Genomic DNA, 26,409 nt, shown 5'->3' on the forward strand with positions numbered 1-26,409 from the left:
CCCTGGAGGCTGGAAGAGAGGAGCCCCGCCATGGCACACGCGGCCCCCACCGCCCCCCGGCGGCACCACCGCCCGAGGGCGTCGGCGCAAGCGCACGACATCAGCAAGAGCGCTCTGGCCCGCCCGCTGCTGCTCGGCCTCGTGTACGGGGTCTGGGCGGCCTTCATCAAGCGCCAGATGGGCCCGGTCGACGCGGGCAACGTCTTCTACGGGATCCTGTGCGGCGTGATCTTCGCCGGCATCATGTTCGCCCTCGCGCGGGTCGGCCCCCGGCTCAAGCGGGAGGTGCACGCCGCCGCGTACGGGGTCTTCATCGGGATCGCCGTGGGCTACCTGCACAGCCTCACCAACCAGTCCGTGCTCCGCGCGGCCGTCGTCGGCCTGTTCTCGGGGCTCGGCGTCGGGATCGTGGCCTTCTACCGGTACTACACGCGGGAGCCCTGAACCCCGCGCACCGGTCCGTGGCGCCGGCTCCCGCGCCCCCTCGCCGGGGGCACGGGAACCGGCGCCGCCTCGCGGCCGGGCCGGACCGCCGAGGCGGCCGGACCGGCTTACGCGGCCGGGTCGGCGGTGGGCCGCTGCGGCTCGCCGCCGGCCGCCGTGCCGGGGGCCTCAGGCGTGGTGTCGCGGGCGGTCTGACGGGCGGGGACCTGCGGTGCGGGCCGGTCCTCACGGGCCGCCGGGGAGAAGCGGGCGGCCTCCGCGCGGATCAGGGCGTTCAGGGCGGCGTACGGGTCGATGGGCATGACGGAACCTCACGGTGGTCCGGGTGGGTGTGGGGGAGTTCTGCCGCTCGGCCCGCTCAGCAGCGCAGGACCACACTCCGCACCGTCCGCGGGGACACGGCCGCCGTGGCCGGCCCGCCCTGGGCCACACGGGTGGACTCGCCCGCGTGTTTCACGTGAAACGTCCCGGTCGGCAGCCCGCGCAGGGCCGGCGCCGCGCGCACGACCGTCCGTACGTCCGCCCGCGCGTCGGGATCCGCCGCCGGGTCCGACTGCCCCTCGGCGGGATCGGCCGGGGCGGAGGCGGCGGCGCGGGGATCGGTGCCCGCGGCGGCGGCCGCCGCCGCTCCGGCGCCGAACAGGCACAGCAGGACCACGCAGGCCACCGTCAGGGCCCGCGCCGGCACCCACCGCGCGTACCGCGCACCGCTCATGGTGCTTCCATGCCCCTCGGGCCCATGTGACTCCCCGGCCGCCGCCGAGAAGCCCCCGACCGGGGGACGGGAACACCTCCCCCGGCGGACGCGGCGGACGCGGCGGACGGAGGCACCGGGCTCAGCCGCTGCGCAGCGGCCCGGTCAGCCGCGCGAGGACGGACGTCTCGCCGCTGACCAGCCGCAGCCGGGCCCGTCCGCCCCGGTCGGGGGCGGTGACCCCGTACGGGGAGACCCGCTCGACGGTGAACACGGCCGTACGGTGGTCCGCGCGCGGCACCTCGATGGTGCGGCCGCGCCGGAGCTCGGCGAGCGGGAGGCCGTTGCCGGTGACCACGGCCGTCCCGGCCGACCCGGGGGCCGGGCCGACGGCGTCCCAGCCGGCCGTGGTGTCACCGCTCGGCTCGCCTTCGGCCAGGGGGAGGTCCACCCCCAGGCTGGGGATCCGCAGCCGCAGCGGACGCGAGGGGCGCAGCGGCCCGGCGGCTCCGGTGCGGCTCCGGTGGGCGGGGGCGTGCCCGTGGGTGCCGGAGTGCTCCAGCTCGCGGACGAGGCGGCGGTGGCCGGACAGGCCCAGCGCCCGTGAGGGCAGTGCGTCGGTGACGCCCGAGGTCCCCGGCTCCGCGCCCTCTCCTCCGCGCAACAGGCCGATGCCGGTACAGAGCAGAGTGACCGTCAGCGCGGCGGCCGCCCATCGGGCGCGGGACATGGCATTCCTCCAGGAGGCCGGCACGGGCGGCCGGTTCCTGGGAGCGTGGCCCAGTCGCGGGGGGACGGCACGTCGACGGTATGCGCGAGTTGACGGTCCGTCATCGGTGTGTCGGGGGGTGCGGCGGGAGTCTTCGCAGCTGGCGGTGGGGGACGGGGGTGGCGGCGAAAGCGGGAGGCCGTACAGCCGAAAGGGTGAGGGCGTCGCTACGGGAGGGGGTGCGCGGGCCAGTTCAGCAGGCGGGCTCCGAGGGTGGCCGTCTGGAGGGTGTAGCGGTGGGTCGGGTTGCCCGGGTCGTGGGCCGTCAGGCTGTGGATCCGTTCCAGGCGGTACGTCAGCGCCCGTACGCTCAGCCCCAGCCGCCGGGCCGCCTCCGCCGTCACGCAGCCCGCGTCGAACCAGACGGCCAGCGTGTCCAGCAGCGGGCCCGCCCCGCCGCGTCCGGCCCGCAGCGGTCCGAGGACGCTCAGCACCAGGTCGGCCAGGGCGGCCCGGTCCCGGGTCAGTACGGGGAAGACGAGCAGCTCGGCGGCGCGTACCAGCGGCCCCTCGAAGCCGAGCAGGTCCGCGAGGTCGAGGGCGCGCAGGGCCTCCGCGTAGGAGGCGGCCACCCCGCCCACCCCCGGATGCGGGCGCCCGACCGCGACGAGCCCGCCGGGGCCGCCGTCCGCCTCCGCCCGCCGGGCGAACCGGGCCGGCAGCCCGTCCTCCTCGCCGGGGGTCACGCAGACCAGCCGGCCCTCCCTGGTGGCGAGCAGCGCCGCCCCTTCCAGGGCCCGCTCCAGCCGCCGGACGCCGGGGCTCCCGTCCGCGTACGGGGTGGCCGCGCGGGCCACGGCCACCGCGTACGTCCGGGCCGGGCGGAGTCCGAGGTGCTCGGCGCGCTCGCCGAGGCGGTCCGGGTCGCCCCGGCCGAGGAGGAGGTCGTCGACGCACTCGCGGCGGGCGGCCTCCTCCCGGCGCACCGCCAGCCGCCGGGCCCGCTCGTAGCCCTCGGTGAAGGCGTCCACGGCCTGTTCCGCGGCGTGCATCAGGGGGTCCGGGGCGGCCCGGCCGGCGAGGGCGGCGCGGGTGGCGGCCAGGTGGGCGCCGACCAGGCCGGACAGACCGTGACCGGCCTCGGCGGCCCTCTCCCCGAGGGCGCGGCGGGCGTCGAGCTCCTCGCGCGCGGGCCGGCGGCCGGTGGCCGAGACCTCCCCGAGCATCCGTACGTACCCGGTCAGGTACTCCTCGGGTATGTCCCGCCCTGCCGCTGTCACACCGACCCCCGTTCCGCTCGAAAAGCCCCATTCTTCCTCGGACGAGGGGCAGTTCGCTGACGGGGGCCGCGGGAGGGCGGAGCGGCGGGCGGGATCAGAACACCACGAAAACCACCGCCGCCGCCCCCATGAGGGCGGCGGCGAGGTGCATCGCGGGGTGGCCGTGGTCGCCGTACCAGAGCTGGCGGGCCAGCCCGCCGAGGGCGGCCAGGGCGGTGATGACGCCGATCTGGGCGAAGAGGGGGACCGCGGTGAAGGGGGCCAGGCTCAGCAGTGCCGAGTTCAGCCAGAATGGTGCGGCGCCGGTCCAGCCCCGCCATTCCCGGATCGCGGACTGCATGTCCCGGTTCCCCACCCTCCGCCCGCGGCACGCCCGCAAGCGGAGTGCCGACTTCAACTCGTCGGCTGTACAGCCTCCTTGGGCGCGACGGCCGGGGCAAGAGCGCGTTCGGCTAGAAAACCGAAGGCCAGGCCGAAAGTCGTCCACACCGTCGCCTGGATGGCCAGCGAGGCGAGCCGGAACTGCCAGATCAGCGCCGCCGGGAACTCCTCCGGCACCTCGTTGATCCCCGGCAGCACCGCGTAGGAGACGGCGACGGCCGCCACGAAGCCGAGGGAGGCGACGACCGAGGCGTTCCAGTTGCCCAGGCGCGGTGCGAGCCGCCGTCCCAGGATCAGGGCGCCCGAGGCCAGCAGCACGCTCAGGGCGATCATCAGCAGGTAGAGGGTGGTCCGGCGGACGACCGTGTCGGGGTCGCCCACGGCGGGGGGATTGGCGGGGTACTTGAGGAACGGCACCAGCGCGACGGTGACGAACAGCCCGCCGCTGACCAGGGCCGCCGTGGCGCGGGGGCCGAAGCGGCCGATCCGGCCGAGGGCGAAGCAGAAGACGAGCGCGGCGATGCCGCCGAGCGCGAGCCCGTAGAGCAGGGTGCCGGTGCCGAGGCCGGCCGTCGCCTGGAGGGCCCGGCTGACCGGGGCGGCCTCGGCGTGGTCGTGCGCGGCCTCACCGGCCTCCTCGATGGCGATCGCCGCGTCCACCTTGGATTCGCCGAGCAGGTACGCGACGAGGAAGGCGGCGACGCCCGCGAGCAGGCCGGCCAGCATGCCCCGGACCAGGAGGGCCCGGGGGGAGACGGTGTTCACGTGGAAGCTCCTTGCGTGATCGTCGGAGGATCAGCAGGAGGTCAGTGGCAGGGGAAGCCGAGCAGGTGGCGGCCGTCGTGCATCCACTCGTGGACGTTCTCGCCCTGGAAGATCGCGGCGGCACCCTGCTCGACGCCGACGAGGTACAGCAGGAAGAGGGTCACGACGGCGGCGAAGACGGCCCAGGGGGCCAGCGCGGAAAGCGAGATGGGGGCGACGGCGACAGGGGCCGAAGCGGGCACGGCGGAGTGGGCCATGGCAGTACCTCCAGGGGAACACGCGTCCCGGTCAGTGGTGCTCTCGTCGAAGGCGGGCGGGTCTGACTTCCCTCCCGCGTAGCGGCGGGAGGATTCACAGTGGCGCGACCGTGCCGGATTCTCACCGGTACTTCCGTCATACCTTCTTCATGTCGTCCGTGACGGTAGCGCGGTCCTGGCGTGAACACCACGGCGTGTGGCCGCCGTCTCACGCCCTGGGCGCGCGCTTTACGCTCTTTTTATGCCCCTGACGCCCCCGGTGCGCCTGCACCTGACCACGCCCCCGCTCGACGACGCCGCCCGCCAGGGCCGGTTCGCGCCCGCGCGGCCCTGCCCGGGACACGAGGGCCTGGCCGGTCCGGACACGGGGGAGTGGGCGGGCCGCACCCTGGACGAGGTCGCCGCCGAGGACCCGGAGACGGTGCGGCGCTGGCTCACCGACCCGGAGTTCGCCCCGCCCGGCGGCGGGGAGTCGGTGGCCGCGCTGATCACCCGCACGGGGGAGCACCTGGCGGGGCTGGAGCCCGGCCGGCACCACGCGGTGGTCGCGCAGGCCGTCGTACGGGCGGTGGTGGTGGCCGCCCTGGAACTGCCGGCGGCGGCCTTCTGGCGGCTCGACGTGCGCCCGGACACCGAGACCGTCCTCAGTGGCCGGGCGGGCCGCTGGAACCTGCTGGTCGGCCGGCCGCGCGCCGCGCGATGACGGACGGCCCGGACCCCGCGACGCGGTCCGGGCCGAAGGCCGTCGGGGCGGAAGCCGTCGGGGCGAAGGGCGTTACGCCACGATCCAGTCGGAGGTTGCGATCACCGGCTGGACGCCGTCACGGTGGACGGTGCCCTCGATCAGGCCGTACATCCGGTCCGCCGCGAAGTACACCTCGTTGTCGTTCTTGAGGCCGAAGGGCTCCAGGTCGACGAGGAAGTGGTGCTTGTTGGGGAGGTTCAGGCGCACCTCGTTGACCTTGGGGCAGTTGTCGAGCACGCGCTCGGCCATCTGGTTCAGGGTCTGCTGGAGCGAGTAGGAGTACGTCTCCGCGAAGGCTTCGAGCAGGTGCTTGCGGGCCTTCTTGTACGACTGGTCCCAGTCGTGCCCGGCGTCGTCGGCGGCCAGCGCCGAGTGCGCCCAGCGGGCGGTGACCTTGGTGGCCAGGATGCGGTCGTACGCCTCCTGGAGGGTCGTGTACGCGTCCTTGATGAAGCCGTGGAACTCGGAGTTGGTCGAGTTCATCACGGTCAGGTCCTTCAGCCCCGAGATCACCTGGAGGCCGGTGGTCTCGCTGTAGGTGACCTGCGCGGTGCGCACCTCCTGGCCCTTGCGGACGAAGGAGTGCTGCTCCTTGCGCGTCGGGACGGGGATCCGCTCCCAGGCGAACTCCTCGATCCGGATCTGCGCCTCGCGGATGGGGGCCTGGGAGGAGACGAAGTGCTTGGCGAGCAGGATGCCGAAGGCCTCGGGCGAGGCGATGCCGTGTTCCTTGCCGAAGGCGTACACCGTGTTCTTGGTGGTGTCGGTCGGCAGGCAGTTGGCGTTGTCGCCGGTGAGGTGGACGTCGCGGAACTCGCCGCGCAGGGCGACCGAGACGTTCAGGTCGCGGATCTCGGCCCAGGAGCCGTCGCTGCCCTTGCGGGTCACCACGACGATGCGGTTCTCGGCCTTGCCGTACTGGTTCTGGCCCAGGACGTGCTTGCTCATGCTGTTTCCTTCGGGTACTCGGGAACACGGAGTCCGTTGGTCTGGATCCCGTACGCCCGGCGTCCAGCGCCCGCCCCCCGAGGAGGGCGTCCCGCTCCCCGCCGTTCGACCCCTCTCGGGGGCCGCCCCGGGACTGACGTGCATCCCGGTCCGTAGGTGCTGAGTCGTACCTGTGTACTGACGGGATTGCACCATGTGTACGGCGGGTTTGACCAGCGCACGGAACCTCCGAACACCGGCACCCGCCGCTTGGGCGACCCCACAACCGCGCAGGTCAGGACATGTGCGCATCCGTGACGGCGAGGGCCTCGTCGAGGACCGCCAGCCCCTTGGCCACGTCGTCGGCCGCGATGTTGCAGGGCGGGGCGACGTGGATCCGGTTCCCGGCCAGGAGCGGCCACAGGCCGCCCTTCTTCAGGGCCGCGCCGAAGGCCGCCATGGGGGCGTTGTCGGCGCCGGAGGCGTTGTACGGGACGAGCGGCTCGCGCGTGGCCGCGTCCCGGACGAGCTCCAGCGCCCAGAAGGTGCCCAGGCCGCGGACCTCGCCGACGGACGGGTGACGCTCGGCGAGGGCGCGCAGGCCGGGGCCGAGCAGCTCGGTGCCGGTGCGGGCGGACTGCTCGACGACGCCCTCCTCCTCCATCACGTTGATCGTGGCGACGGCGGCGGCGCAGGCCAGGACGTGCCCGGAGTAGGTCAGGCCGCCCGGGTAGGGGCGGCGGGCGAAGGTCTCCGCGATGGCGGAGGAGATGGCGACGCCGCCGAGCGGGACGTAGCCGCTGGTGACGCCCTTGGCGAAGCAGAGGAGGTCGGGGGTGACGCCCCAGTTGTCGGCGGCGAACCAGGTGCCGGTGCGGCCGAAGCCGACCATGACCTCGTCGAGGATGAACACGATGCCGTGGCGGTCGCAGATCTCGCGGACGCCCGCCAGGTAGCCGGCCGGGGGCACGAGGACGCCGGGGGCGCCGCCGACCGTCTCCAGGATGATCGCCGCGATGGACTGAGGTCCCTCGAAGACGACCGTGTCCTCCAGGTGGCGCAGCGCGCGCTCGCACTCCTCGGCCTCGCCGCCGGCGTAGAAGGGGGAGCGGTAGGGGAACGGCCCCCAGAAGTGGACGACGCCGGCGGTGGCGGTGTCGTTGCCGAAGCGGCGGGCGTCACCGGTGAGGTTGATCGCGGTGCTGGTGGCGCCGTGGTACGAGCGGTACGCGGACATCACCTTGGGCCGGCCGGTGTGCAGCCGGGCCATGCGGACGGCGTTCTCGACGGCCTCGGCGCCCGCGTTGGTGAAGAAGATCTTGTCCAGGTCGCCGGGGGTGCGCTCGGCGATCAGGCGGGCGGCCTCGGAGCGGACGTCCACGGCGAAGCCGGGCGCGACGGTGCAGAGCCGGCCGGCCTGCTCGGCGATGGCGGCGGCCACCTTGGGGTGCTGGTAGCCGATGTTGGTGTAGACGAGCGCGCTGGAGAAGTCGAGGTAGCGGTTGCCCTCGTAGTCCCAGAAGTACGAGCCCTCGGCGCCCGCGACGGCGAGCGGGTCGATGAGCTCCTGGGCCGACCAGGAATGGAAGACGTGCTTCCTGTCGGCGTCTTTCACGGTGCGGAGGGCGTCGGCGGCTGCGTTCATATGGTGAGGGTAGTTGTCCACGATCCGGACACCGGGCTGCCCGGGCCCGTGGCGGGCCCCGGGACGGCCCGGCAGGACTTGACGGATCGGGCCGGTGGTCCTCGACGGTGGACGAGCGGCCGGATTAGCGTCCCCGCGACGGCCGCTCCACGGGGGAGAACGGCCGAAAACCCCTGGTGGGGGCCGCTCGCTCGTTCTCGGGACCCCGCTTGGAGAGCGGCACGAGGGCCCCCGCCGGGTCCTTTTCCGGCCGTGCGGGGCTGCTCCCGAGGGGAGCCGTGGGGCCGCTGTGGCGGCCTGGTGGCCGAAACCGTGGGATTTGTCCCTCCTGGTCGGGGGTAGGTGCGGCGCCGAGGGGTCGGGTGAGGCCGAGACGGGAGTGCGCCGGTGGCGGAACAGACGCGGAGGCTGGTCCTGGGCGGCGCCACGGCGGGCGTCGTCACGCGGTGCCGGGACTTCACCCGGCGGGCCCTCGCCGACTGGTGCTGGGCGCCGGGGACCGAGGCGGAGGAGGACGTGCTCCTGCTGGTGTCGGAGCTGGTCACCAACGCCTGCCTGCACGCCGGAGGCCCCAGGGAGCTGGTCCTGCGGCACGGGCCGGACGGCGGGCTGAGGGTCGAGGTGACCGACGACAGCCCGGAGCCGCCGCGGCCCCGCCCCGCGCAGGACCGGTCCCGCCCCGGCGGGCACGGCCTGGTCCTGCTGAACCACCTGGCCCGGGACTGGGGGTCCTCCCCCCTCTCCGACGCCCGCCCGGGCAAGACGGTCTGGCTGGAACTCCCGGCGCCCCTGCCGGAGCCGTAGGCCGCGGGGCGCCCTCCGGCCGGGGCCGGGCCGCCGGAGCGGCCCGGCGCGCGGGCGTCAGGCCGTCACACCCACTCGCGCTGGGCGGCGCGCAGGCCGGCCTCGAAGCGGCTGCCGGCGCCGAGACGTTTCATCAGCTCGGCCATCATCCGGCGGACCGTCCGCAGGGACAGGCCCAGCTGCCGGCCGGCGGCCTCGTCGGTGAGCCCGCTGCCCAGCAGGCGCAGCAGCTCCTTCTCCTGCCGGGTCAGCCCCCGGTCGTCGCGGTCCTGGCGGGTGCCCAGCGGTACGGCCGACTCCCAGATCTGGTCGAACAACCCGGCCAGGCCGACGACGACGCCCGGCTCGGTCAGCTGGACCGCACCCTTGCGGGTGTTCTCCGGGTCGGCCGGGACGATGACCGTCTTGCGGTCGAAGATGAGCATGCGCAGCGGCAGCGAGGGCGCGGTGCGCACCTCGCCGCCGAGGTCGGTGAGCCATTCCGCGTAGTCGGTGGTGACCGCGTCGTTGCGGACGCTGTCCAGGTAGACCGTGCGCATCCGGACGCCGCGGTCCAGGGAGTCCCGGTCCAGGGGCTTGCTGGCCTCAAGGCTCGCTTGAGACTGCGCCCCGCCGGGGTTGAAGGTCAGACACTCGGAGGTAGCCTCGTTGGAGAGCTCCCTGATCCGGTTCTGCACCGACTCGACGCCGAGGAACTGCTGGGCGACGCGCTGGGTCTGGCCGGTGTAGAGCTCGCTGTAGGTGCTGACCAGCTGGGCCATGTCGGCCTCGCAGCGGGCCACTGCCTCCTGTCTGCTCTCCAGCTCGCGCTTGCGTTCGTTGAGCAGTTCCCGCAGGCCCAACGCGGGGTCGGACGGCTGGAGTTCCTCCCCCGTGGCGGATCTGTGCAACAAGCGCAGATCGGTCAGCTTCTCCAGTGACTCACGCACGTCGGCGGGCGTGATGCGGAGCCTGCGCGCGATCTCCGTGACGCCCCATGCGTGGTTCGCCAGCATGAGTCCGTACACGTCCGCCGTTTGTGGGTCCAGTCCCAATAGTTCCAGCATGGTCGTTCCTCTTCGGTCCCCCGCCGCTCACTCTGCACTGAGCCGCGCCGATACCGCCAACATATGAGACGCCGCAGGTGGATGGCTACTTCCGCGCGTGCTCCGTTGCGAGGTTGGCACCGAGCTGCCACGGGGTTCTTCCTGCCAGCGGATCTGCTTCCGGATGGGGTCCGGCGTAAAGCAAGCTGGTCGCAGAACGAGGGAGCGCCCGGTGCGGGACGCCCGGGCGGCTCCTCGCTTTACGAACGCTTTTCCAGGGGGAAAACCATGCTGCAGTTCCGTCGTGTCTCCGGTGCCGTTTCCGCCGTCGCTCTCGCCGCCGGCCTGATCCTCTTCGGTGCGGGCCACGCCCCCGGGCAGGGCGGGGAAAACCGGGTCGCCGTCGAGGCCGGGAACCAGAACTGGGACATCGTCGCCCCCGACGCGGACGCGTGGCCCGAGACCTTCGCCATCACCTCGTACAACCAGAACTGGGACTAGTCGACTCGCATGCTTATGACCGCGGTTTCCCTGCGCGCACCGACCGGCTTGGCGGGCGGTCCGCCGGATCCGCTGCTGCTCGCCTCGTTGTTGAGGTCCGTGGCCACACCCGCGGACGGCCTGGAACACGTGGCGGTCCGCCCCCGTGACGGGCGCGTCGAGCTCGTCCTGTTCCAGACCGTCTCCGACGTACTGGAACCACCGGCGTCAGGCGACAGCATTTGCCGCCGGGCACTGGAGATAACCCAACAGCTCAGTGGCTGGACCGTGGAAACCGAACGGTAGGACACGGCCCCACGGTTCATTCAGGGGATTCAGCATGGCTATCAGCGTCATTGTCGGCGGCAGCCGGATTCTCTTTCTGGAGGCTCTCGTCGAAGCCCTCCGGTCGGCCGGCGGCATAGAGGTCATCGCCGCGGAAAGCGACCCTCAGCACGTCCTATCACTTGTCCACCGGCATTCACCCGATGTCGTTCTCCTGGAAGACACCCCGGTGGGCGATGACGTACTGCGCCTCGCGTCGGCGGTACGGGCGCGGGTGCCCTCGTGCGGAATCGTGCTGATGATGGCCGGAAATCGCCCTGCCGCGGTCGGCCGGGCGATGGCGGCCGGAGTCCACGGAATCGTCCCGACCGATACGGGACTGCCGCGGCTCATCGCCACCCTCAAGGGCGTGGCGGCGGGCTGCGTGACGATGGCCCCGTCGCTGGCCGGCAGCGCCATGGGACTCGGCCTGCCGGGCGCCGGACCGGCGACGAAGCTCAGCACCCGGGAGTCCCAGGTGCTGCGCCTCACGGCCGGCGGGGCCACCGTCAAGGAGATCGCCGCCGAGCTCTACCTGGCGGCCGGAACCGTACGCAACGTCACCTCGGCGTCCATCAAGAAGCTCGGCGGCCGCAACCGCTTCGACGCGGCCCGCATCGCGGTGGAGCAGGGCTGGATCTGAGCCCCGCCGGCCGTGCCTCAGGCCTTCCGCGCCCGCAGCCCGGAGAGCGCGGTACCGCCCCACAGCACGGCCGCGCAGCCGAGCCCGGGCACGTACCGCCAGGCCTGCTCGTCCGCGCCCAGCCCGAACACGGCGGCCGCGGCGAGGGCGACGGTGGCCAGCATGGCCGCGCCGAGCCAGCGCAGCATCGGCGCGCGCAGGGTCCTGGCCAGCGGGAAGAAGTGCGCGCCGACCACCAGGGCCGACCAGCTCAGCATCATCTCGGGGCGGTCCAGCGTGGTGCGTATGTAGTTGTTGCCCGCGCCGAGGACGGCGACCTCGATGAGCAGCACGGTGAGGAACTTCGGGCCGCCGCCGCCCGCTGCCGGGGGGGTGCCCTTCGCGGTGGCCGGGGTGCTCCGGGCCAGGAGGAAGAGGCGGACGGCCGTGGCGGCGCTCGCGGCGAACAGGACCGCTCCGGCCGCGAGGACGTACGGGCGGGCGGCGCCGTGGACGACGGCCTGTCCCAGGGCGAACCACATCACGCCGAAGGCGGTGCCGATGAGCGATGCCCGGCCACCGTTCTTGAGCTGGTCCCGTCGGGTCCGCAGGACGGGGCGGACGGCGGTCTTCTCCACGGGTGTTGCCTCCTGAGTGCGTGGGTTTTACATCTTCTCGCAGCGGGTGTACCGGCCCTCCCACGGCGACCGGTCGCGGCGGTCTAGCGGAAGAATCCGGCCAGTTCGGTCTTCAGGATCTTTCCCGTGGGCCCCACGGGAAAGGCCTCGGTGAACACGATCCGGCGCGGGTACTTGTACCGTGCCAGCCGCTCCCCGCTCCAGAGGGTGATCTCCTCCGCCAGGCCCGGGTCCGGCCGTACGCCCGGCACGGTCCGCAGCACCGCGCAGACCTCCTCGCCGAGCCGCTCGTGCGGCACCCCGACCACCGCGGCCTGCGCCACCGCCGGATGGCCGAGGAGGACCTCCTCCACCTCGCGGGGGTAGACGTTGTAGCCGCCGCGGATGACCACGTCCTTCTTGCGGTCCACGACGCGCAGGTAGCCGTCCTCCTCGCGCAGCCCGATGTCCCCGGTCCGCAGCCAGCCGTCCACCAGCACCTCCGCGGTGGCCTCCGGACGGTTCAGGTAGCCGGCCATCAGCCCGTGCCCGCGTACGACGATCTCCCCGCGCTCCCCGTCCGGCAGCAGCCGGATCCGCCGCGCCTCGTCCGGCGCGGCGATGCCGACCTCGACGCCGGGGATCGGCAGGCCGACCGTCCCGGGACGGCGCGGTGTTCCCGGCTGGTTGTAACTGACGCTGGGGGAGGTCTCGGTGAGCCCGTACCCCTCGTAGACGGGGGCGCCCAGCACCTCCTCGACGCGCCGCAGCACCGCCGGGGGCAGCGAGGAGCCGCCCGAATAGGCGCGCTCCAGCGGGGGGCGGCGGGGATCGCGTCCGGCCGCGTCCAGCAGGGCGAGGTACATCGTGGGGACGCCCATGACGACCGTGCAGCCGTGGGCGGCCATCAGGTCCAGGGCGCGGGTGCCGCAGAAGCGGGGCATCAGCACCAGGGTGGCGCCGGCGTGGAAGCAGACGCCCATGCCGCAGATCTGGCCGAAGGTGTGGGACAGCGGCAGCGTGCCGAGCAGGACGTCGTCCCCGTCGAAGGCGAAGGGGGTGCGGGCGGTGGTCGTGATGTTCATGAGCACGCTGTGGTGCGTGAGCATGACGCCCTTGGGCGCGCCGGTGGTGCCCGAGGTGTAGAGGACGACCGCGATGTCCCCGGGGGCGCGGGGGACGGCCCCGTCGAGCGGACGCGCACGCTCCGCCTCCCGGTCGAGCCGGGGGAGTTCCGCGGAGTCGTCCCACGGGTCGCCGTCGCCGTCGTGTACGCCGAGCAGCGCCACGCCCGCCGCCCGGGCGACGGCCGCCGCCCCGGGCAGCAGGGAGGCGGCGCAGACCAGCGCCGCCGCGCCCGAGTCCCGCAGGACGTGGGCGATCTCGGGCGCCCGGGAGTCCTCGTGGACGGGTACGGCGGTGCAGCCCAGGGCGAGGACCCCGTAGTAGGCCATCGGGAACGCCGGGGTGTTGGGCAGCAGCAGCGCCACCCTGTCCCCGGCGCCCAGACCCCGCTCGCGCAGCGCGGCCGCGTACCGCAGGGCGCCGTCCCACAGCTCCGCGTAGGAGTAGGAGCGGTCCCCGAAGACCAGCGCGGGATGCGCGGGCCTGCGGGCGGCCGACTCTGCCAGGACGGACGCCACCGACGAGGACGGCGAGGGCAACGGGGGCGGGGAGGACGCCGGGGACGGGGAGCTCATGCGCCGGTCCGGGGCAGGCCGAGTTCGAGCCAGACGGAGTCGAGCGCCTCGACGAACTTCTCCACCTCGGCCGGCTCGGGCAGCGCCCCCGGCGCGATCCGCAGGATCTCCTCGCCGGTCTTCACGCTCGGCGCGTTGATGGACTGCACGTAGATCCGGTACCGCTCCAGCAGCAGGGCCGAGGCCTTCTTGCAGGCGGCGTCCTCGCCGATCAGCACGGACACGATGTGCGACTCGTCCGACAGGAACGGGATGCCCCGCTCCCGCAGCAGCCCGTGCAGCAGCCGCGCGTTGCGGTGCAGCGCGGTCCGCTCGGCGTCCGAGCCCGCCAGGTGCCGTACGGCGGCCAGCGCGCCCGCCGCGACCGCCGGGGGCAGGGAGGTGGTGAAGACGAACGGCCGCGACAGGGTCCGTACGGCGTCGACCAGGGCGGCCGGGCCGGCGATGTAGCCGCCGGCGGTGCCGAAGCCCTTGCCGAGGGTGCCCATCACCACGTCGATCTCGTCGGCCAGCCCCTCGCGGGCGGCGATGCCGGCGCCGCGCGGCCCGTACATGCCCACGGCGTGGACCTCGTCGAGGAAGACCGTCGCCCCGTACCGGCGGGCGATCTCGGTGACCTCGCGGATCGGCGCGACGTCGCCGGACATCGAGTACACGGACTCCAGCACGATCAGCTTCGGGCGCTCGGGGTCCTCGGCCGCGATCAACTCCTCCAGGTGGGCCGTGTCGTTGTGGCGGAAGATGCGCTTGGCGGCGCCGCTGTGCCGCAGCCCGTCGATGATCGAGGCGTGGTTCAGCTCGTCCGAGAAGACCACGCAGTCCGGCACCGCTCCGGCGATCACCGTGAGGGCGCCGTCGTTCGCGGTGTAGCCGGAGGTGAAGATCAGCGCCGCCTCCTTGCCGTGCAGCGCCGCGAGTTCCTCCTCCAGCCGCACGTGCACGTGGTTGGTGCCGCCGATGTTGCGCGAGCCGCCGGAGCCGGCGCCGAAGCGCTCCAGCGCGTCGCGCATGGCCGCCATGACCTTCGGCTGCTGGCCCATGCCGAGGTAGTCGTTGCTGCACCAGACGCTGATCTCGGCGGTCGCGTCGGCCGGGTCGGTGGAGGTGGAGGCGCTGGGGAAGCGGCCGGCCCGGCGGCCGAGCTCCAGGAACTCCCGCTTGCCGTCCGCGATCGCGGCGGCGGCGCGGTCCGTGAAGAACGCCAGGTGGGCCTGGGGGGACGCCAGGAGGGTCGGGGTCGTGGAAGTCGTCACGATGTCAGCTCGCTTTCTTCATCGGTTCGAGGCCGCGCCGGAGACCGCCGCGCCCGCGAGGCGCCTGTGGTCGGGCTTTCCGGATTCGGTCAGGGGGAGTTCGGGCCACCGCACGATCCGCGCGGGGGCGTGGGCGGGGGAGAGGGCTTCGGCGACGTGCCGGCGCAGCTCGTCGGGCTCGCAGGGGACGCGCAGCACCACGGCGGCGTGCACGGCCTCGCCGGTCACGGGGTCGGGCGCGCCGAACACCGCGCAGTCGGCGACGGCGGAGTGGGTGAGCAGGGCTCGTTCCACCTCGGCGGGCCGGACCTTGACCCCGGCCGCCTTGATCACCCGGCCGATGCGGTCGACCAGGTGGAGGCAGCCGTACGCGTCCAGGTGCCCGAGGTCGCCGGTCCGCAGCCAGCCGTCCGGCAGCAGCACGGCGGCGCTCTCGGCGGGCAGCCCCTGGTAGCCGGCCATCGCGTACGGGGAGCGCACCTGGACCTCGCCGGTGCCGCCCGCCGGGACCTCGCGGCCGGTTCCGGGGTCGCGGACGCGGACCTCGACGCCGGGGAAGGGCCGGCCCACGCTGGGCAGCAGCTCCGGCTCGAAGTGGTCGAGCTGGTCGAGCAGGGTGATCCGGCCCGCCTCGGTGGAGCCGTAGCACTGCACGAGGCGTGGCCCGAAGACCCGTACGGCGTCGGCCAGCCGCGCCGGGGAGGCCACGCAGCCGCTGTAGATGAGCTGGCGCAGCGCGGACAGGTCGGTGCCGGCGGTGTCCGGGTGGTCCAGCAGCCGGTACAGCTGCGGGACGGTCAGGTAGACGCGGGTGATCCGCTCGGCGGCCAGGGCCCGCAGCACCTCGCCGGCCTCGAAGCGGTCGTGGACCACGAGGGTGCCGCCGGAGGCCAGGACCACGTCGGCCATGACGGCGACGGTGTGGCTGGTCGGGGTGACGATCAGCATCCGCTCCGGCGGCCGCCCCGCGAGGGAGGCGGCGTCGCCGAGTACGAGGCGGTTCCAGGCGGTGAAGGACTGCCGTACGCCCTTGGGGCGGCCGCTGCTGCCGCTGGTGTACGTCACCACCGCGCAGTCGGGGGTCCGCGGAGCCGGGACACCGCCGCTGGCGTCCGCGTCCGCGTCCGGGTCCGCGTCCGCGTCCGCGTCCGGGTCGGCGTCGGCGTCCGTGGCGTCGGCGTCCGCGGGGTCCGCGGTGTCGAGCGTCACGACGGCCGGCGACTGCGGGAGCAGACGGGCGAGTTCGGCGCCGCGGGCGGCGTGGGCCGGGTCCGTCACGAGGACCCCGACCCCGCACTCCGCGAGGAGCGCGGCCTGTTCGGCGGCTGGCAGCGGCAGGTCCGAGCCGGGGTTCACCGACCGGACGTACATCACCCCGGCGCCCAGCAGGTGGGCCGCGTACCGGGCGGTGAAGGTCAGCGGGTGGTTGGCCGCGGTGAGGATCCCGACCATGGCACCCGGCCCGGCGCCCGCCGCGCGGAGCGCGTCGTGGGCCCGGAGCGCGGAGCGGACGAGCGCGGCCCCGTCGAGGGCGCCGGCCCGGCCCCGGATACGGGACCGCCGAGGGGTGCGGGCGAGTACGTCCAGGATCCGGGAGACGTAGTGCCCTTGCGCAGTGGATGGTCCGGTCACGCCGTCATTCCGTTCCCTGTGAAGCAGAGTCACCCGCATGCTCGACCGCGGGAGGGGGCCCGTACAAGGCTTTCCGGCAAGGCGCTGACACCGGTCACGCGAGGTCGTGACATTTGTCATTCCGGGCGCCCCGAAAACATGAGGGGAATCGCGTGCGCGTACACGCGAAAGGGCCGGCATGACGAATGTAACGGGGCCCCGTTACCTGTGTCAGGGGAAGCCCGGAAAGGCTTCCGGAAGCCGATTGCGGCGGGCCATGATTCTTCTCGTCAGGCCGACCGGCCCGACAGACGGAAAACCTGAAAGGGAATTCACATGGACAAGAACCTGGGCACCGAGGACTTCGCTTCCTTCGAGCTGGAGGAGATCGAGGTCCTCGACGTCGCCGACGGTGCGGCCCTCCCCGAGGTCGGCGCCTCCAGCGGTGACTGGCTGTGCTGCTCCTCGTCGTCCTCCTCGTCCTGCTGCTGAGCTGACGAGGCGGTACGCCGCAGGCAGGTCCGAGCAAGGCGCCCCGCCCACCGTCGCGAGACGGCGGGCGGGCGCCTGCCCCGCTGTATCCGTGGAAGCCGAGAAAAAGAAAGGGAATTCGCATGGACAACCTGACCGCCGAGGACTTCGCTTCCTTCGAGCTGGAGGACCTGGAGATTCTCGACGTCGTCGACGGCGTCGCCCTTCCCGAGATGGGCGCCTCCAACCTGGGCAGCTGGCTGTGCTGCTCTTCGTCGTCCGGTTCGTCCTGCTGCTGACGCCGGATCCGAGAACGAGAGGTGACACCCATGGAAGGCGCCCCGGACGAGCGCACGATCGGCATGCGCTTTCATGCGCAATCACCGATCGAACCCGCATGGATTTCGCAGGTGATGGCGCCGCTGGTGCGCACCCTGCGCATCGAGCACAACGCCACCGTGGCCTACCTGGCCCGTGGCTGGAAGCACGGCCCCCACGTCGAGCTCATCGCCCGCGGCCCGGACGGGATCCCGTGGCAGGACATCGCCGGCTCCGTCGACTGGCGGCTGGAGGAACTCCCCGAGCCCATCACCGGGGAGCAGTACCTCGCCCAGGCCCGTGAACTGGGCCGGCTGGAACGCGTCGAGCCCCCCTACCTTCCGCTCCGCCCGCGCGGCACCGTCGAGTTCTTCGACCGGCACTCCGGCATCACCTGGCCCGAGGCCCTCGAAGCCCCCCGCGACCTCGCGCTGACCCGGATGTTCACCCCCCTGGCCCGGCTGCTGGACCTCGCCGCCCGCCGGGACGGGGGCGTTCCCGTGACGGCCCTCGCGGAGGCCTTCACCGCCCTGTGCACGGCCCACCCCGGCGGCCCCGCCTACGGGGTGTTCTCGCTGCGCTCGCACGCCGAGGCCTTCCTGCACTGGGCCGGCTCCGTCAAGGACCCGCGCCCCTCCTTCGCCCGCCGGCGCGAGGCCGACGCGCCCATGCTGCGCGCGGTCGTCGAGCGGGCCCGGGACGGGGCCGAGAGCGCCGAAGCCGCAGAGTTCCGGGCGGCGTTCGCCTACGGCATGGGGGTCTTCGACACCGCGGCGGCCCGCGGCGACCTCAGTGCCGCACTGCTCGACGGGCTGGCCCCCGTCATGGACCGCGCGTCCACGGCCCCGCCGGGACACCGCGGACCCGTCGGAGAGGGCCGCAGCGAGTTCCACGCGACCATCGCCGAGAGCCGGGTCGCGGACCGGACGCCGTCCTGGTTCGCCTCGTACCGGCTCCTCATCAACCTGTTCTACAGCCGGCTCCCCCTGCTCGGCGTGACACCCATCCAGCGCTACTACCTGTGCTTCGCCATCGCCGAGACCGTCGACGAGGTGTACGGGGAGGACTGGCGCGAGCGGCTGCGGCGCGCAGCGGAGAGGAAGGCGGCGTGAGCACGCTCACCCGGCCCGGCACCGAAACCCCCGACGGGACGGACACCGGCACGGGCCCCGCCGCCCGCGCGGCGGCGGGCGGACCCGCGGACGACGCGGACCTCGCCATCCGGACCTCCGGCCTGCACAAGGCGTACGGGTCCCATGTCGCCGTCGGCTCGGTGGACCTGGAGGTCCGCCGGGGCGAGGTGTTCGGCGTGCTCGGCCCCAACGGCGCCGGCAAGACCACCACCATCGAGATCCTGGAGGGCTTCCGGCACCGCTCCGGCGGCTCCGTCAGCGTCCTCGGCGAGGACCCCGGCCAGGCCGGACGCGCCTGGCGCAACCGCATCGGCATCGTCCAGCAGAGCGGCACCGACCACGAGGGCTGGCGGGTCGGCGAACTCGTCGAGCAGATCGGCCTGTGCTACTCCGACCCGCTGCCCGTCCGGGAGGCGCTGGAGCTGGTGGACCTCGCCGACCGCCCCAAGGCCCTCCTGGGCTCCCTCTCCGGCGGCCAGCGCCGCCGCCTGGACCTGGCCCTCGCGGTCGTGGGCCGCCCCGAGCTGCTGTTCCTCGACGAGCCGACCACCGGCCTCGACCCGCAGGCCCGCCGCGACTGCTGGCACATGATCGAGCGGCTCCGCGACGAGGGCACCACCGTCCTGCTGACCACCCACTACCTCGACGAGGCCGAACGGCTCGCGGACCGCGTGGCGGTCCTCGCCGGCGGCCACGTACGGGAGGTCGCCCCGCCCGCCGAACTGGGCGGCGGCGACGCCGGCACCGAGGTGTCCTGGCGCGAGGACGGCCGCACCCGGACCGTCACCACCGCCGAGGTCGGACCCGTCCTGGAGGAACTGCGCGCCCGCCTGGGCACGGACGTCCCCGGACTGGAGATCCGCCGCCCCTCCCTGGAGAGCCGCTACCTGCGGCTGATCGAGGACGCCGCACGCGACCGCGCCGGCGAGGACCCGCACGAAAGGAGCAGGACCCGATGACGCCCACCCCGGCCCTCCAGGCCACCGCACCGGCCCCGGCCGCCGCCCCCGCCACCCGCGCCGGCGCCACCGCCGCCGCGAAGGCCCCGGTCGGCGCCGTGGCCGCCCGCGGCCCGCTGCCGGGCGTCTTCCGCACCGGCGTCCTGCGCGCCCGCGCCGAACTGCGGGTCTTCTTCCGCAACCGCACCGCGGTGGCCATGAACATGGCCCTGCCCGTGGTCCTGATGCTGCTCTTCGGCTCCATCTTCACGATGAAGGCCGGCGACCACACCGTCCCCATGCACGACGTGGTCGTCGCGGGCGTCCTCGCCTCGGGCGTCATGTCGGCCGCGTTCGGCGTCCTCGCCACCGGCATCGCCCTGGAGAGCGGTGACGGCTCGCTGAAGCGGCTGCGCGGCACCCCGTTCGCGACGGGCGGCTACTTCCTGGCGAAGACGGTCCTGGTCCTCGTCCTGGCGCTGCTCCAGTCCGTCGCCGTACTGGCCCTGGCCGTCGCCGTGTTCGACTTCCCGCTGCCCACCACCCCCGGACGCTGGGCCACCCTGGCCTGGGTGTTCCTCCTCGGCTCCGCCGCCACCGCCCTGATGGGCATCGCGGTCGGCTCGCTGATCACCGACCGGCGGACGATCACGGCCGCCGTCCAGTTCCCGTTCGTGCTCCTCCAGTTCGTCTCCGGGGTCTACTACTCCTTCTCCGGCCTGCCGGACACGGTGCAGCACATCGGCGCGGTCTTCCCGCTGAAGTGGATGGCCCAGGGCATGCGGGCGGCCCTCCTGCCCGACGACATGGCCGCGCTGGAGCCCGCGCACAGCTGGGAACTCGGGCGGGTGGCCCTGGTCCTGGGCGCCTGGATCGCCGGCGGCCTCCTGCTGTGCGTCGCCGCGCGCACGCACCGGATCCGGAAGGACTTCCGGTGACGGTCACAGAAGAACGCCCGGCGGCCGCCCTGCGGGCCACCGCCGCGGAGCCCACCGCCGGGGCGGACACCCCGGTGAGCGGCCCCGGCACCGCACCGGGGGCCACCGCCGGGGAGAACACCCCGGTGAGCGCCTCCGCCGACACCCCGGGGCGCCCCCCGGCGGAGCGGACCGAGCCCGTCTGGATGCTGCGCGTCAACCCCCTGCGCCGCACCCGGCTCGCCGACCCGGCCCTCGCCGGGATCCTCGACGAGCTGGCCCGCGTCGAGGCCGAACTGGCCGTACGGGCCACCGCCTGCACCGACGCCCTGTACGAGCGCATCGGCGCGGCCCCCGCCGACGAGCGGGCCGCACTGGTCGCCGTACGCCGGGCCGTGCACAACGACCGGGTCCCGGCCACCCTCCCGGACCCGGCCCCGGCCGAGTTCCTCGCCTGGCTGGAGCTGCGCGTCCTGCGCGACGGCCTCCTCGCCGAGGCCGCCGGGGAACACCCCGGGGCCCTGGCCCGCGAGCGCGGCACCCTCTCCGGCCTCCTCGGGGACGAGGACCTGCTGCGCTCGCTGGCGCTGCTGGCCCCCGAGGTCCACCGGGCGGCCGTCGGCTACCGCGAGGGCACCCTCTCCCGGGCCGCCAAGTCCGAGCGCGGGCTGCTCCAGTACGTGACCCGGGCCATGATGCGCACCAGCCCGCTCGCCCGCTTCACGGCGGTCGGGCTGGCCGTGCCCTCCCCCGACGGGGCCCGCCCCGACGAGGTGGCCTTCACCGGGGCCCGCTCCTTCCCCCACCTCGACCAGGCCATGCTCGGCTACGTCGCCCGCACCGCCGACCCCGCGCTCCCGCCGGGCCCCGGCACCTGGGTCCGGCAGTCGCCCAGCCTCTCCCCGGGCCCCGGCCCGGACCGGATCTCCTTCGTGAAGGCCGGCGTGGACAGCAGCCGGCTGCTGTCCACCTCCCTCACCGAACCCCTGCGCCGGCTCCTGAACGCCACGGACATGGGCCCCCGCACCGTCGGCGCCATCGCCGGCGACCTCGCCCGCACCCTCGGCACCACCCCCGAGCGGGCGGCCGCCGTCGTCCTGGGCTCCCTGGACGCCGGGCTGCTGTGCACCACCGACGGCCCCGAGGACTGCGCCGCCGACCCGCTCGCCGGGTCGGCGCGCCACGAAGCCCTGCGCACCGCCCTGGCCGGGCTCGCCGACGCGGGGCACGCCGAACGCGCCGACACCCTGCGCGGCATCGGCGCCCTCACCACGGCGCTGACCGAGGAGGCCCGCCGCCCGGCCGTCCTCCTGGTCTCCGAGAACTACGTGCTGCCCCCGGCCCGGGTCGACACCCGGGGACTCGACCGGCAGCTGCGCGACCTCGCGCACGCCATGGAGTTCCTGTCCGCCTTCGACCGGCTCCACGACATCCGCGCCGTGCTCACCGACGTGTTCGTCGAACTCCACGGCCGCGGGGCCTCCGTCAGCCTCACCGACCACGCCCGCCACCTGGTGCGCACGGTCAACGAGCGCGTGATCGCGGGCAGTGACAGCCTCGCCCCGCTGCGCGCGCTGCGCACCCGGATGCTCGGCGAGCTCCGCGCCGACCTCGCCGCCCGCGCGGGCGACACCGAAGTGGTGTGGGACGCCGAGTGGCTCGCGGAGCTGGCCGCCCCGCTGCCCGAGCGGTTCCGCCGGGACGCCGTCGCCTACAGCGTCCTCGTCCAGCCGGCCGGCGACCGGCTGGTCGTCAACGACTCCTACCCCGGCCACGGCATGCTCTACGGCCGCTTCCTCGGCCACGACGCCGCACTCGGCGGGGAGGCCCTGCACCGGCTGCGCCATCGCCTGACGGAGCGGCACGGCACCGGCGGCACCGTCCTCGCCGAGGACCGCGGCCTGCACGGGGTCAGCGTCAACGCGCACGCGCCCGTCCTCGACCGGCGGCTGCGCGCCGACGACTGGTACGGGCTGCGGCTCGTCCACGACCCGGACCTCGACCGGCTCCACGTCGAGGACGCCGACGGCCGCCCGCTGCACCTCGTCACCCTCGGCACCGGCCACCCCGAGCTGCTGCCGCCCCCGCTGCGCCTGGCCAACTGGCTGGTCATGGGCGGCCGGCTGCTCCCCGACCTCGGGATGCCCGGCGGCCTCGGCGGCCCCGGCCCCGGCGGGGTGCCAGCCGAGCCGGCGACGCCCCGGCTGCTCGCCGGGTCCGTCGTCCTCCAGCGCCGCCGCTGGTACCCGGGCGAGGACTTCGCGCAGGCCGTCAAGCAGGGGCCCGGCGAGGCCGACCGGATGCTGGCGCTGACCCGCTGGCGCGCCCGCCACGGGGTTCCGGCCGAGGTCGTCCTCAAGCCGGCCCCCGCCGCGGCCGCGGGCGCGGGCTCCGGCCGATCCGGTGCCAAGCAGCGCAAACCGCAGTACGTGGACCTGACCAGCGCGCTGCTCGGCCGTGTGCTGCCGCGCTTCCTCGACCGGGACGGCAGCGGCTTCGTGGAAGAGGCCCTGCCCGCCGCGGGCACGTCACCGCACGCCTACGAGTGGGCGGTCGAGATCAGCAGGCCGTCCGGCGGACGGTTCACCTACGACAAGGACCAGGGAGAGCGATGATGAGGATGAGGCTGCGCCCGGCCCTGCACTACGCACCGGTGCGGGACGGCGTCTACTTCGGGGCCGAGGGCACCTCGTTCGTGGTGCGCGGTCCGGCGGCGCTGTTCCGGGTGGCCGACGTGTGCGTGCCGCTGCTGGAGGACGGCGCGGACGAGGACTCCCTGGTCGCCGCCCTCGGCAACGAGGCCGCCCGGCCCGTGGTCGCCACCCTGCTGAACACCTTCAGCCGGCAGGGCCTCCTCCTCGACCTGGACGCCCTGAGCGTGCCGGAGCCGGACGCGGAGACCCGTGAGCGGTACCGCGACGTCCTCGCCGACCTGGAGACCCTGCACGAGGACCCGTACGCGGCGTTCGCCCGGCTGCGCGCGGCCACCGTGCTGGTCTCCGGTCCGGCCGCCTCCGTCCTGCCCGCCGCCCGGGGCCTCGCCCGGACGGGCGTCGGCCGCCTGATCCTGGCCGTCCCGGCCGCGGAGGCGACCACCGCGGCCGACACGGCCGCCCGCCTGGGCGCCGAGCTGCTGACGCAGGCCCCGGAGTCCGCCGCACCGGTGCGGGCGGACGTCGCGATCGTGTGCGCCCCGGGCGAGCTGCTCGGTGCGGAGCTGGCGCGGGTGGGCGCGCTGCTGCCGGCGGGCTGCCCCGTCGTGCCGGTCCGCCAGGACTCCCGCTTCCACCTGGTCGGCCCGGAGGTCTCCGGTCCCGCCGGGCGGCTGGAGGCGGTGGCCGACCGGGTCGGCCACTGGGTCCGCACCCCCGACGCCGCCCCGCTGGGCGCGGCGGCCGGCGCGCTGGCCGGGGCCCTCGCCGGGCAGCTGGCCTACCGGGTGCTGACCGGCACCGCCGGGGCCGTGGGCGAGAGCGCTTACGTGGTCCACGGCGCCGAACTGAACGCCACCCGCATCGACCTGCCCCCGCTTCCGGCGCCCGCCGGGGCCGCCGCCCCGGCCGCCTCGGCCATCGCGCCCGGGCCGGTCGGGTCCGGTGCCGGTCTGGACGAGGTCGTGGCGCGGGTTCAGGACGTCGCCGCCCGGTGGACCGGACCCTTCGCGCTGGTCACGCCCGAGAACCTGCCGCAGCTGCCGCTCGGCATCGCCGAGGCCGAGCACCGGGACGGCACCGCCGGCTCCGTCGCCGCCTGGGGCGCCGACCAGCGCTCCTCCTCCGTGGCCGCCGCCCTCGCCGCCCTGCGCGCCCAGCAGCACCCCGGCCCGGAGGCCGTCGGCGCCGCCGGCACCACCGAGGAGGGCTGGCTGCTCGACGGCACCCTGCGGCTGCTCGCCGGGCGGGCCGAACCCGCCGGCGACGCCCCCGCGTTCGAGGAGCTCGACAAGGCCGCCCAGGTGCTCTGGCGCACCCTGGAGGACCACGAATTCGTCGGCGTCGGACTGAGCCTGCTCACGGTGCCGGGCGTGGACTGGCAGCTGGCCGTGGTCCACGACCGCGCCACCGGGCAGGACGTCGCCTCCGCCTGGGGCCCGGACCGCGCGCGTGCGGCCGTCGCCGCGCTCAGCACCGCGCTGACCCGCGTCCAGACCCGGCGGATCCGCGGGCGCGAACTCGTCACCGCCGGGCCCGACACCACCGCGCTGCTGCACGCGGGCCCCGCCGCGCTGACCGCCCTGGCCGCCCAGACCCGGCTCTGGCTCACCCCGTCCGGGACCCGCGCCGCCGACCCGGTGTCGGGCGAGACCCCGCTGTGGTTCGGCACGGTCACGGCCCGCCCGGCCACGGACTCGGTCACGGAAGCCCTCCCGAAGGAGGCCCTGGCATGACGACCGCCCCCAACACGGCGGCCCCGGTCGACGTTTCACGTGAAACATCGCCCCCGGCGCCCCCGGCCGCCCTCCCCGATCTGGTCGGGCTCCTCGGCGCCTACGCCCGGGCCGCCGGACTCGACGCGGGCTCCGTCGTCCTGCACACCGGCTGGGACCTCGACCGGGAGCGGGACCTGCACCGGCGGGCCCTCGCGGACGGGCGGCCGTACCTGTCCGTCCGGATCCTCGGCGACGAGGCCCAGGTCGGCCCCCTCTGGGTGCCCGGCACCGACTCCGGCTGCCCCGGCTGCGCCGAGACGCGGTCCCGGATCGCCGTCGACCACCCGCTGGCCGACCGGATCGAGCAGCCCCTGCGCGGCGCCCGCCCGCCCCGGCCCTTCCTCGCCGAAGCGCTCGCGGCCGCCCTCGACGCCCTCACCGCACACCCCCTCGCCCCCGGCGAGCTCCTCGCTGTGGGCGGCTCCGGCGTCTCCCGCCACCGCGTCGTCCGCACCTTCAACTGCCCGGTCTGCGCCGGACCCGCCACCGCCCCCGACCCGGCGGCCCGGCCGCCCCGGCTGGTCCTCGACGACCCCGCCGCCTCGCCGGACGACCCCGTCCGCGGGACCGGCGGCGACGCGCTGCTCGCCCCGGGCGTGCTGCGCCGCCGCCTGGTCGACCCCCGCTTCGGTCCGGTCCTCCAGGTCATGCGCGACCTCGACGCCCCGTACGCGATGAGCAACGCCGTCCTGCCCGAATCGCCGGCGTACGGCTACGGCCGGGCGCTGACCTTCGACCGCGCCGAGTCCGTCGCGGTCCTGGAGGCGTACGAGCGCATGGGCAGCTTCCCGCACCACGGGCAGGTCCTCACCGGCCTCTCCTACCGCGACGTCGCCGACCGCGCCCTCGACCCGGTCACCCTCGGCACCTACACCGAGGAGCAGCTCGCCCACCCCCTCTCCCGGGTCATCCCGAGCACCCCCGACACCCCCATGGACTGGGTGTGGGGCCACGACCTCGCCACCGGCGAACCGACGCTCGTCCCGGCCGAGATCGGCTTCTACCGCTACGAGTACCTGCACCGCCACGACCGTCACGGTGCCCGCCGCGACCAGCACGCCGACCGCCGCCGCAGCCACTTCCCGGACTCCTCCAGCGGCTGCGCCCTCGGCTCCGGGCTCACCGAGGCGGCCCTGCACTCCCTCCTCGAACTCGCGGAGCGGGACGCGTTCCTGCTGTCCTGGCACCGGGCCCGGCCGCTGCCCGCCATCGACCCGGCGAGCCTGGCCGACCCGGTCTCGCGCCGGCTCCTCGACACCATCGACATCCACGGCTACGACGCCCATCTGCTGGTCGCCACCCAGGACATCGACATCCCCCTGGTGTGGGCGATGGCCGTCAACCGCACCGGCGGCCACCCCGCGAGCTGGTCCGCCGCCGGCTCCGGCGCCGACCCGGAGTCCGCCGTGCGCGCGGCGCTGTGGGAGCTCACGCAGATGTGCACCCGGCCCCCGGCCGACCCGGAGGCGGGCGCGGCGATGGTCACCGACCCCTGGCAGGTCGACGTGCTGGAGGACCACGTCGACCTGTACAACCGGCCCGAGACCCTGCCCCGCGTCACGGCCGTCCTCGGCGGGCCCCGCGTCACGCTCCAGGAGGCCTTCCCGGACTGGCCGGACCGCCTGCTGCGGGCCGCCGGCGGCACCGTACGGGGCGCGCTGGACTTCGTACGGGCCCGGTTCGCGGACGCCGGCCTGGACCGGATCGTCCTCGTCGACCAGTCCACCCGCGACCACACCGACCTCGGCCTGGCCGTGGCCAAGGCGGTCGTGCCCGGGATCCTCCCGATGTGCTTCGGCCACGCCCAGCAGCGCCTCGCCGGCCTGCCCCGGCTGGCCGCAGCGCTGCGCGGCACCCCGCAGGAGCACCGCGGCGCCCCGTACGACCCCCACCCCTTCCCCTGAGAGGCAGGACCCCGAT

General features: G+C 74.6%; 28 protein-coding genes. 14 read left to right on the forward strand and 14 right to left on the reverse strand.

Going from position 1 to position 26,409, the window contains the following annotated elements; all coding sequences use genetic code 11:
- Positions 1-30 precede the first annotated feature (30 nt).
- Positions 31-444, forward strand: coding sequence for a hypothetical protein (locus tag ACZ5NJ_RS01710; protein ID WP_468761558.1), 414 nt, complete (start codon positions 31-33; stop codon positions 442-444).
- Positions 445-551: 107 nt separating this feature from the next.
- Here the strand turns inward: ACZ5NJ_RS01710 and ACZ5NJ_RS01715 are convergent, their stop codons facing one another.
- From ACZ5NJ_RS01715 to ACZ5NJ_RS01745, 7 genes are all read right to left on the reverse strand, one after another.
- Positions 552-746: a hypothetical protein gene (locus ACZ5NJ_RS01715; protein WP_468761560.1), complete on the reverse strand. Its 195-nt coding sequence runs from the start codon at positions 744-746 to the stop codon at positions 552-554.
- A gap of 56 nt (positions 747-802) precedes the next feature.
- The gene (locus tag ACZ5NJ_RS01720; protein ID WP_468761562.1) at positions 803-1,159 is read right to left on the reverse strand and encodes a hypothetical protein; all 357 of its coding nucleotides are present in this window, start codon (positions 1,157-1,159) and stop codon (positions 803-805) included.
- Between the two features lie 121 nt (positions 1,160-1,280).
- The gene (locus ACZ5NJ_RS01725) at positions 1,281-1,868 is read right to left on the reverse strand and encodes a class F sortase (RefSeq protein ID WP_468761564.1); all 588 of its coding nucleotides are present in this window, start codon (positions 1,866-1,868) and stop codon (positions 1,281-1,283) included.
- A gap of 206 nt (positions 1,869-2,074) precedes the next feature.
- On the reverse strand, positions 2,075-3,073 hold the full coding sequence (locus tag ACZ5NJ_RS01730; RefSeq protein WP_468762003.1) for a PucR family transcriptional regulator: 999 nt from the start codon (positions 3,071-3,073) through the stop codon (positions 2,075-2,077).
- Between the two features lie 148 nt (positions 3,074-3,221).
- Positions 3,222-3,467: a hypothetical protein gene (locus tag ACZ5NJ_RS01735; RefSeq protein ID WP_468761566.1), complete on the reverse strand. Its 246-nt coding sequence runs from the start codon at positions 3,465-3,467 to the stop codon at positions 3,222-3,224.
- 53 nt (positions 3,468-3,520) lie between these two features.
- The gene (locus ACZ5NJ_RS01740) at positions 3,521-4,273 is read right to left on the reverse strand and encodes a CbtA family protein (RefSeq protein WP_468761568.1); all 753 of its coding nucleotides are present in this window, start codon (positions 4,271-4,273) and stop codon (positions 3,521-3,523) included.
- A 41-nt stretch (positions 4,274-4,314) separates the two neighbouring features.
- Positions 4,315-4,530, reverse strand: coding sequence for a CbtB domain-containing protein (locus ACZ5NJ_RS01745; protein ID WP_468761570.1), 216 nt, complete (start codon positions 4,528-4,530; stop codon positions 4,315-4,317).
- Positions 4,531-4,771: 241 nt separating this feature from the next.
- Between ACZ5NJ_RS01745 and ACZ5NJ_RS01750 the strand changes: the two genes are divergently transcribed.
- Positions 4,772-5,233, forward strand: a complete 462-nt coding sequence (locus ACZ5NJ_RS01750; RefSeq protein WP_468761572.1) for a histidine phosphatase family protein — start codon at positions 4,772-4,774, stop codon at positions 5,231-5,233.
- 72 nt (positions 5,234-5,305) lie between these two features.
- Here the strand turns inward: ACZ5NJ_RS01750 and pucL are convergent, their stop codons facing one another.
- Positions 5,306-6,223 (reverse strand): factor-independent urate hydroxylase, encoded by a 918-nt coding sequence (pucL, locus tag ACZ5NJ_RS01755; protein WP_468761574.1) that lies wholly within the window; start codon positions 6,221-6,223, stop codon positions 5,306-5,308.
- Between the two features lie 274 nt (positions 6,224-6,497).
- Entirely contained in the window at positions 6,498-7,847 is a 1,350-nt protein-coding gene (locus ACZ5NJ_RS01760; protein WP_468761576.1) for an aminotransferase class III-fold pyridoxal phosphate-dependent enzyme, read from the reverse strand.
- Positions 7,848-8,234: 387 nt separating this feature from the next.
- On the opposite strand from ACZ5NJ_RS01760, the gene ACZ5NJ_RS01765 reads away from it, so the two are divergent.
- Positions 8,235-8,651: an ATP-binding protein gene (locus ACZ5NJ_RS01765; RefSeq protein ID WP_468761578.1), complete on the forward strand. Its 417-nt coding sequence runs from the start codon at positions 8,235-8,237 to the stop codon at positions 8,649-8,651.
- A 65-nt stretch (positions 8,652-8,716) separates the two neighbouring features.
- Here ACZ5NJ_RS01765 and ACZ5NJ_RS01770 read toward each other — a convergent pair whose 3' ends face one another.
- Complete coding sequence (locus tag ACZ5NJ_RS01770; protein ID WP_468761580.1) at positions 8,717-9,697, reverse strand: LuxR C-terminal-related transcriptional regulator; 981 nt, start codon at positions 9,695-9,697, stop codon at positions 8,717-8,719.
- A 267-nt stretch (positions 9,698-9,964) separates the two neighbouring features.
- Here ACZ5NJ_RS01770 and ACZ5NJ_RS01775 point away from each other — a divergent pair, with 267 nt between their 5' ends.
- The 3 genes from ACZ5NJ_RS01775 to ACZ5NJ_RS01785 all read left to right on the forward strand — a co-directional run bounded on the left by ACZ5NJ_RS01775 (position 9,965) and on the right by ACZ5NJ_RS01785 (position 11,123).
- Entirely contained in the window at positions 9,965-10,177 is a 213-nt protein-coding gene (locus ACZ5NJ_RS01775) for a hypothetical protein (RefSeq protein WP_468761582.1), read from the forward strand.
- 9 nt (positions 10,178-10,186) lie between these two features.
- Positions 10,187-10,462, forward strand: coding sequence for a hypothetical protein (locus ACZ5NJ_RS01780; protein ID WP_468761584.1), 276 nt, complete (start codon positions 10,187-10,189; stop codon positions 10,460-10,462).
- Positions 10,463-10,670: 208 nt separating this feature from the next.
- Positions 10,671-11,123 carry a response regulator transcription factor gene (locus ACZ5NJ_RS01785; protein WP_468761586.1) on the forward strand — a complete coding sequence of 151 codons (453 nt, stop codon included), beginning with the start codon at positions 10,671-10,673 and terminating at the stop codon, positions 11,121-11,123.
- A gap of 17 nt (positions 11,124-11,140) precedes the next feature.
- Here ACZ5NJ_RS01785 and ACZ5NJ_RS01790 read toward each other — a convergent pair whose 3' ends face one another.
- From ACZ5NJ_RS01790 to ACZ5NJ_RS01805, 4 genes are all read right to left on the reverse strand, one after another.
- Positions 11,141-11,740, reverse strand: a complete 600-nt coding sequence (locus ACZ5NJ_RS01790; protein ID WP_468761588.1) for a hypothetical protein — start codon at positions 11,738-11,740, stop codon at positions 11,141-11,143.
- 83 nt (positions 11,741-11,823) lie between these two features.
- Positions 11,824-13,419: a long-chain-fatty-acid--CoA ligase gene (locus ACZ5NJ_RS01795; protein WP_468761590.1), complete on the reverse strand. Its 1,596-nt coding sequence runs from the start codon at positions 13,417-13,419 to the stop codon at positions 11,824-11,826.
- Complete coding sequence (gene hemA, locus ACZ5NJ_RS01800) at positions 13,416-14,624, reverse strand: 5-aminolevulinate synthase (RefSeq protein WP_468762005.1); 1,209 nt, start codon at positions 14,622-14,624, stop codon at positions 13,416-13,418. The genes ACZ5NJ_RS01795 and hemA overlap by 4 nt, the downstream gene beginning before the upstream one ends.
- A gap of 66 nt (positions 14,625-14,690) precedes the next feature.
- A complete protein-coding gene (locus ACZ5NJ_RS01805) occupies positions 14,691-16,304 on the reverse strand; it encodes an ANL family adenylate-forming protein (RefSeq protein WP_468761592.1) in 1,614 nt (537 codons plus the stop codon).
- A gap of 315 nt (positions 16,305-16,619) precedes the next feature.
- Between ACZ5NJ_RS01805 and ACZ5NJ_RS01810 the strand changes: the two genes are divergently transcribed.
- The 8 genes from ACZ5NJ_RS01810 to ACZ5NJ_RS01845 all read left to right on the forward strand — a co-directional run bounded on the left by ACZ5NJ_RS01810 (position 16,620) and on the right by ACZ5NJ_RS01845 (position 26,393).
- Positions 16,620-16,775: a thiazolylpeptide-type bacteriocin gene (locus ACZ5NJ_RS01810; protein ID WP_351877899.1), complete on the forward strand. Its 156-nt coding sequence runs from the start codon at positions 16,620-16,622 to the stop codon at positions 16,773-16,775.
- A 122-nt stretch (positions 16,776-16,897) separates the two neighbouring features.
- Positions 16,898-17,053 (forward strand): thiazolylpeptide-type bacteriocin, encoded by a 156-nt coding sequence (locus tag ACZ5NJ_RS01815; protein WP_403349849.1) that lies wholly within the window; start codon positions 16,898-16,900, stop codon positions 17,051-17,053.
- A 114-nt stretch (positions 17,054-17,167) separates the two neighbouring features.
- Entirely contained in the window at positions 17,168-18,184 is a 1,017-nt protein-coding gene (locus ACZ5NJ_RS01820) for a hypothetical protein (protein ID WP_468761595.1), read from the forward strand.
- Complete coding sequence (locus ACZ5NJ_RS01825) at positions 18,181-19,164, forward strand: ABC transporter ATP-binding protein (protein WP_468761597.1); 984 nt, start codon at positions 18,181-18,183, stop codon at positions 19,162-19,164. Before ACZ5NJ_RS01820 ends, ACZ5NJ_RS01825 begins: the two co-directional genes overlap by 4 nt.
- Entirely contained in the window at positions 19,161-20,081 is a 921-nt protein-coding gene (locus ACZ5NJ_RS01830; protein ID WP_468761599.1) for an ABC transporter permease, read from the forward strand. The genes ACZ5NJ_RS01825 and ACZ5NJ_RS01830 overlap by 4 nt, the downstream gene beginning before the upstream one ends.
- Positions 20,078-22,675, forward strand: a complete 2,598-nt coding sequence (locus ACZ5NJ_RS01835) for a lantibiotic dehydratase (RefSeq protein ID WP_468761601.1) — start codon at positions 20,078-20,080, stop codon at positions 22,673-22,675. Before ACZ5NJ_RS01830 ends, ACZ5NJ_RS01835 begins: the two co-directional genes overlap by 4 nt.
- The gene (locus ACZ5NJ_RS01840; protein WP_468761603.1) at positions 22,672-24,447 is read left to right on the forward strand and encodes a hypothetical protein; all 1,776 of its coding nucleotides are present in this window, start codon (positions 22,672-22,674) and stop codon (positions 24,445-24,447) included. Before ACZ5NJ_RS01835 ends, ACZ5NJ_RS01840 begins: the two co-directional genes overlap by 4 nt.
- Positions 24,444-26,393 carry a TOMM precursor leader peptide-binding protein gene (locus tag ACZ5NJ_RS01845; RefSeq protein ID WP_468761605.1) on the forward strand — a complete coding sequence of 650 codons (1,950 nt, stop codon included), beginning with the start codon at positions 24,444-24,446 and terminating at the stop codon, positions 26,391-26,393. Before ACZ5NJ_RS01840 ends, ACZ5NJ_RS01845 begins: the two co-directional genes overlap by 4 nt.
- Positions 26,394-26,409: the final 16 nt, after the last annotated feature.

This window comes from Streptomyces sp. NPDC032091 (genome assembly GCF_055580265.1).

Coding starts and splice junctions, on each gene's coding strand:
- ACZ5NJ_RS01820 (WP_468761595.1), top strand. CDS start 17,168: ATGGCGCCGCTGGTGCGCACCCTGCGCATCGAGCACAACGCCACCGTG.
- ACZ5NJ_RS01775 (WP_468761582.1), top strand. CDS start 9,965: ATGCTGCAGTTCCGTCGTGTCTCCGGTGCCGTTTCCGCCGTCGCTCTC.
- ACZ5NJ_RS01760 (WP_468761576.1), bottom strand. CDS start 7,847: ATGAACGCAGCCGCCGACGCCCTCCGCACCGTGAAAGACGCCGACAGG.
- ACZ5NJ_RS01710 (WP_468761558.1), top strand. CDS start 31: ATGGCACACGCGGCCCCCACCGCCCCCCGGCGGCACCACCGCCCGAGG.
- ACZ5NJ_RS01735 (WP_468761566.1), bottom strand. CDS start 3,467: ATGCAGTCCGCGATCCGGGAATGGCGGGGCTGGACCGGCGCCGCACCA.
- ACZ5NJ_RS01715 (WP_468761560.1), bottom strand. CDS start 746: ATGCCCATCGACCCGTACGCCGCCCTGAACGCCCTGATCCGCGCGGAG.
- ACZ5NJ_RS01730 (WP_468762003.1), bottom strand. CDS start 3,073: ATGCTCGGGGAGGTCTCGGCCACCGGCCGCCGGCCCGCGCGCGAGGAG.
- ACZ5NJ_RS01830 (WP_468761599.1), top strand. CDS start 19,161: ATGACGCCCACCCCGGCCCTCCAGGCCACCGCACCGGCCCCGGCCGCC.
- ACZ5NJ_RS01750 (WP_468761572.1), top strand. CDS start 4,772: ATGCCCCTGACGCCCCCGGTGCGCCTGCACCTGACCACGCCCCCGCTC.
- ACZ5NJ_RS01780 (WP_468761584.1), top strand. CDS start 10,187: ATGCTTATGACCGCGGTTTCCCTGCGCGCACCGACCGGCTTGGCGGGC.
- ACZ5NJ_RS01810 (WP_351877899.1), top strand. CDS start 16,620: ATGGACAAGAACCTGGGCACCGAGGACTTCGCTTCCTTCGAGCTGGAG.
- ACZ5NJ_RS01845 (WP_468761605.1), top strand. CDS start 24,444: ATGACGACCGCCCCCAACACGGCGGCCCCGGTCGACGTTTCACGTGAA.
- ACZ5NJ_RS01815 (WP_403349849.1), top strand. CDS start 16,898: ATGGACAACCTGACCGCCGAGGACTTCGCTTCCTTCGAGCTGGAGGAC.
- pucL (WP_468761574.1), bottom strand. CDS start 6,223: ATGAGCAAGCACGTCCTGGGCCAGAACCAGTACGGCAAGGCCGAGAAC.
- ACZ5NJ_RS01840 (WP_468761603.1), top strand. CDS start 22,672: ATGATGAGGATGAGGCTGCGCCCGGCCCTGCACTACGCACCGGTGCGG.
- ACZ5NJ_RS01725 (WP_468761564.1), bottom strand. CDS start 1,868: ATGTCCCGCGCCCGATGGGCGGCCGCCGCGCTGACGGTCACTCTGCTC.
- ACZ5NJ_RS01720 (WP_468761562.1), bottom strand. CDS start 1,159: ATGAGCGGTGCGCGGTACGCGCGGTGGGTGCCGGCGCGGGCCCTGACG.
- ACZ5NJ_RS01770 (WP_468761580.1), bottom strand. CDS start 9,697: ATGCTGGAACTATTGGGACTGGACCCACAAACGGCGGACGTGTACGGA.
- ACZ5NJ_RS01795 (WP_468761590.1), bottom strand. CDS start 13,419: ATGAGCTCCCCGTCCCCGGCGTCCTCCCCGCCCCCGTTGCCCTCGCCG.
- ACZ5NJ_RS01745 (WP_468761570.1), bottom strand. CDS start 4,530: ATGGCCCACTCCGCCGTGCCCGCTTCGGCCCCTGTCGCCGTCGCCCCC.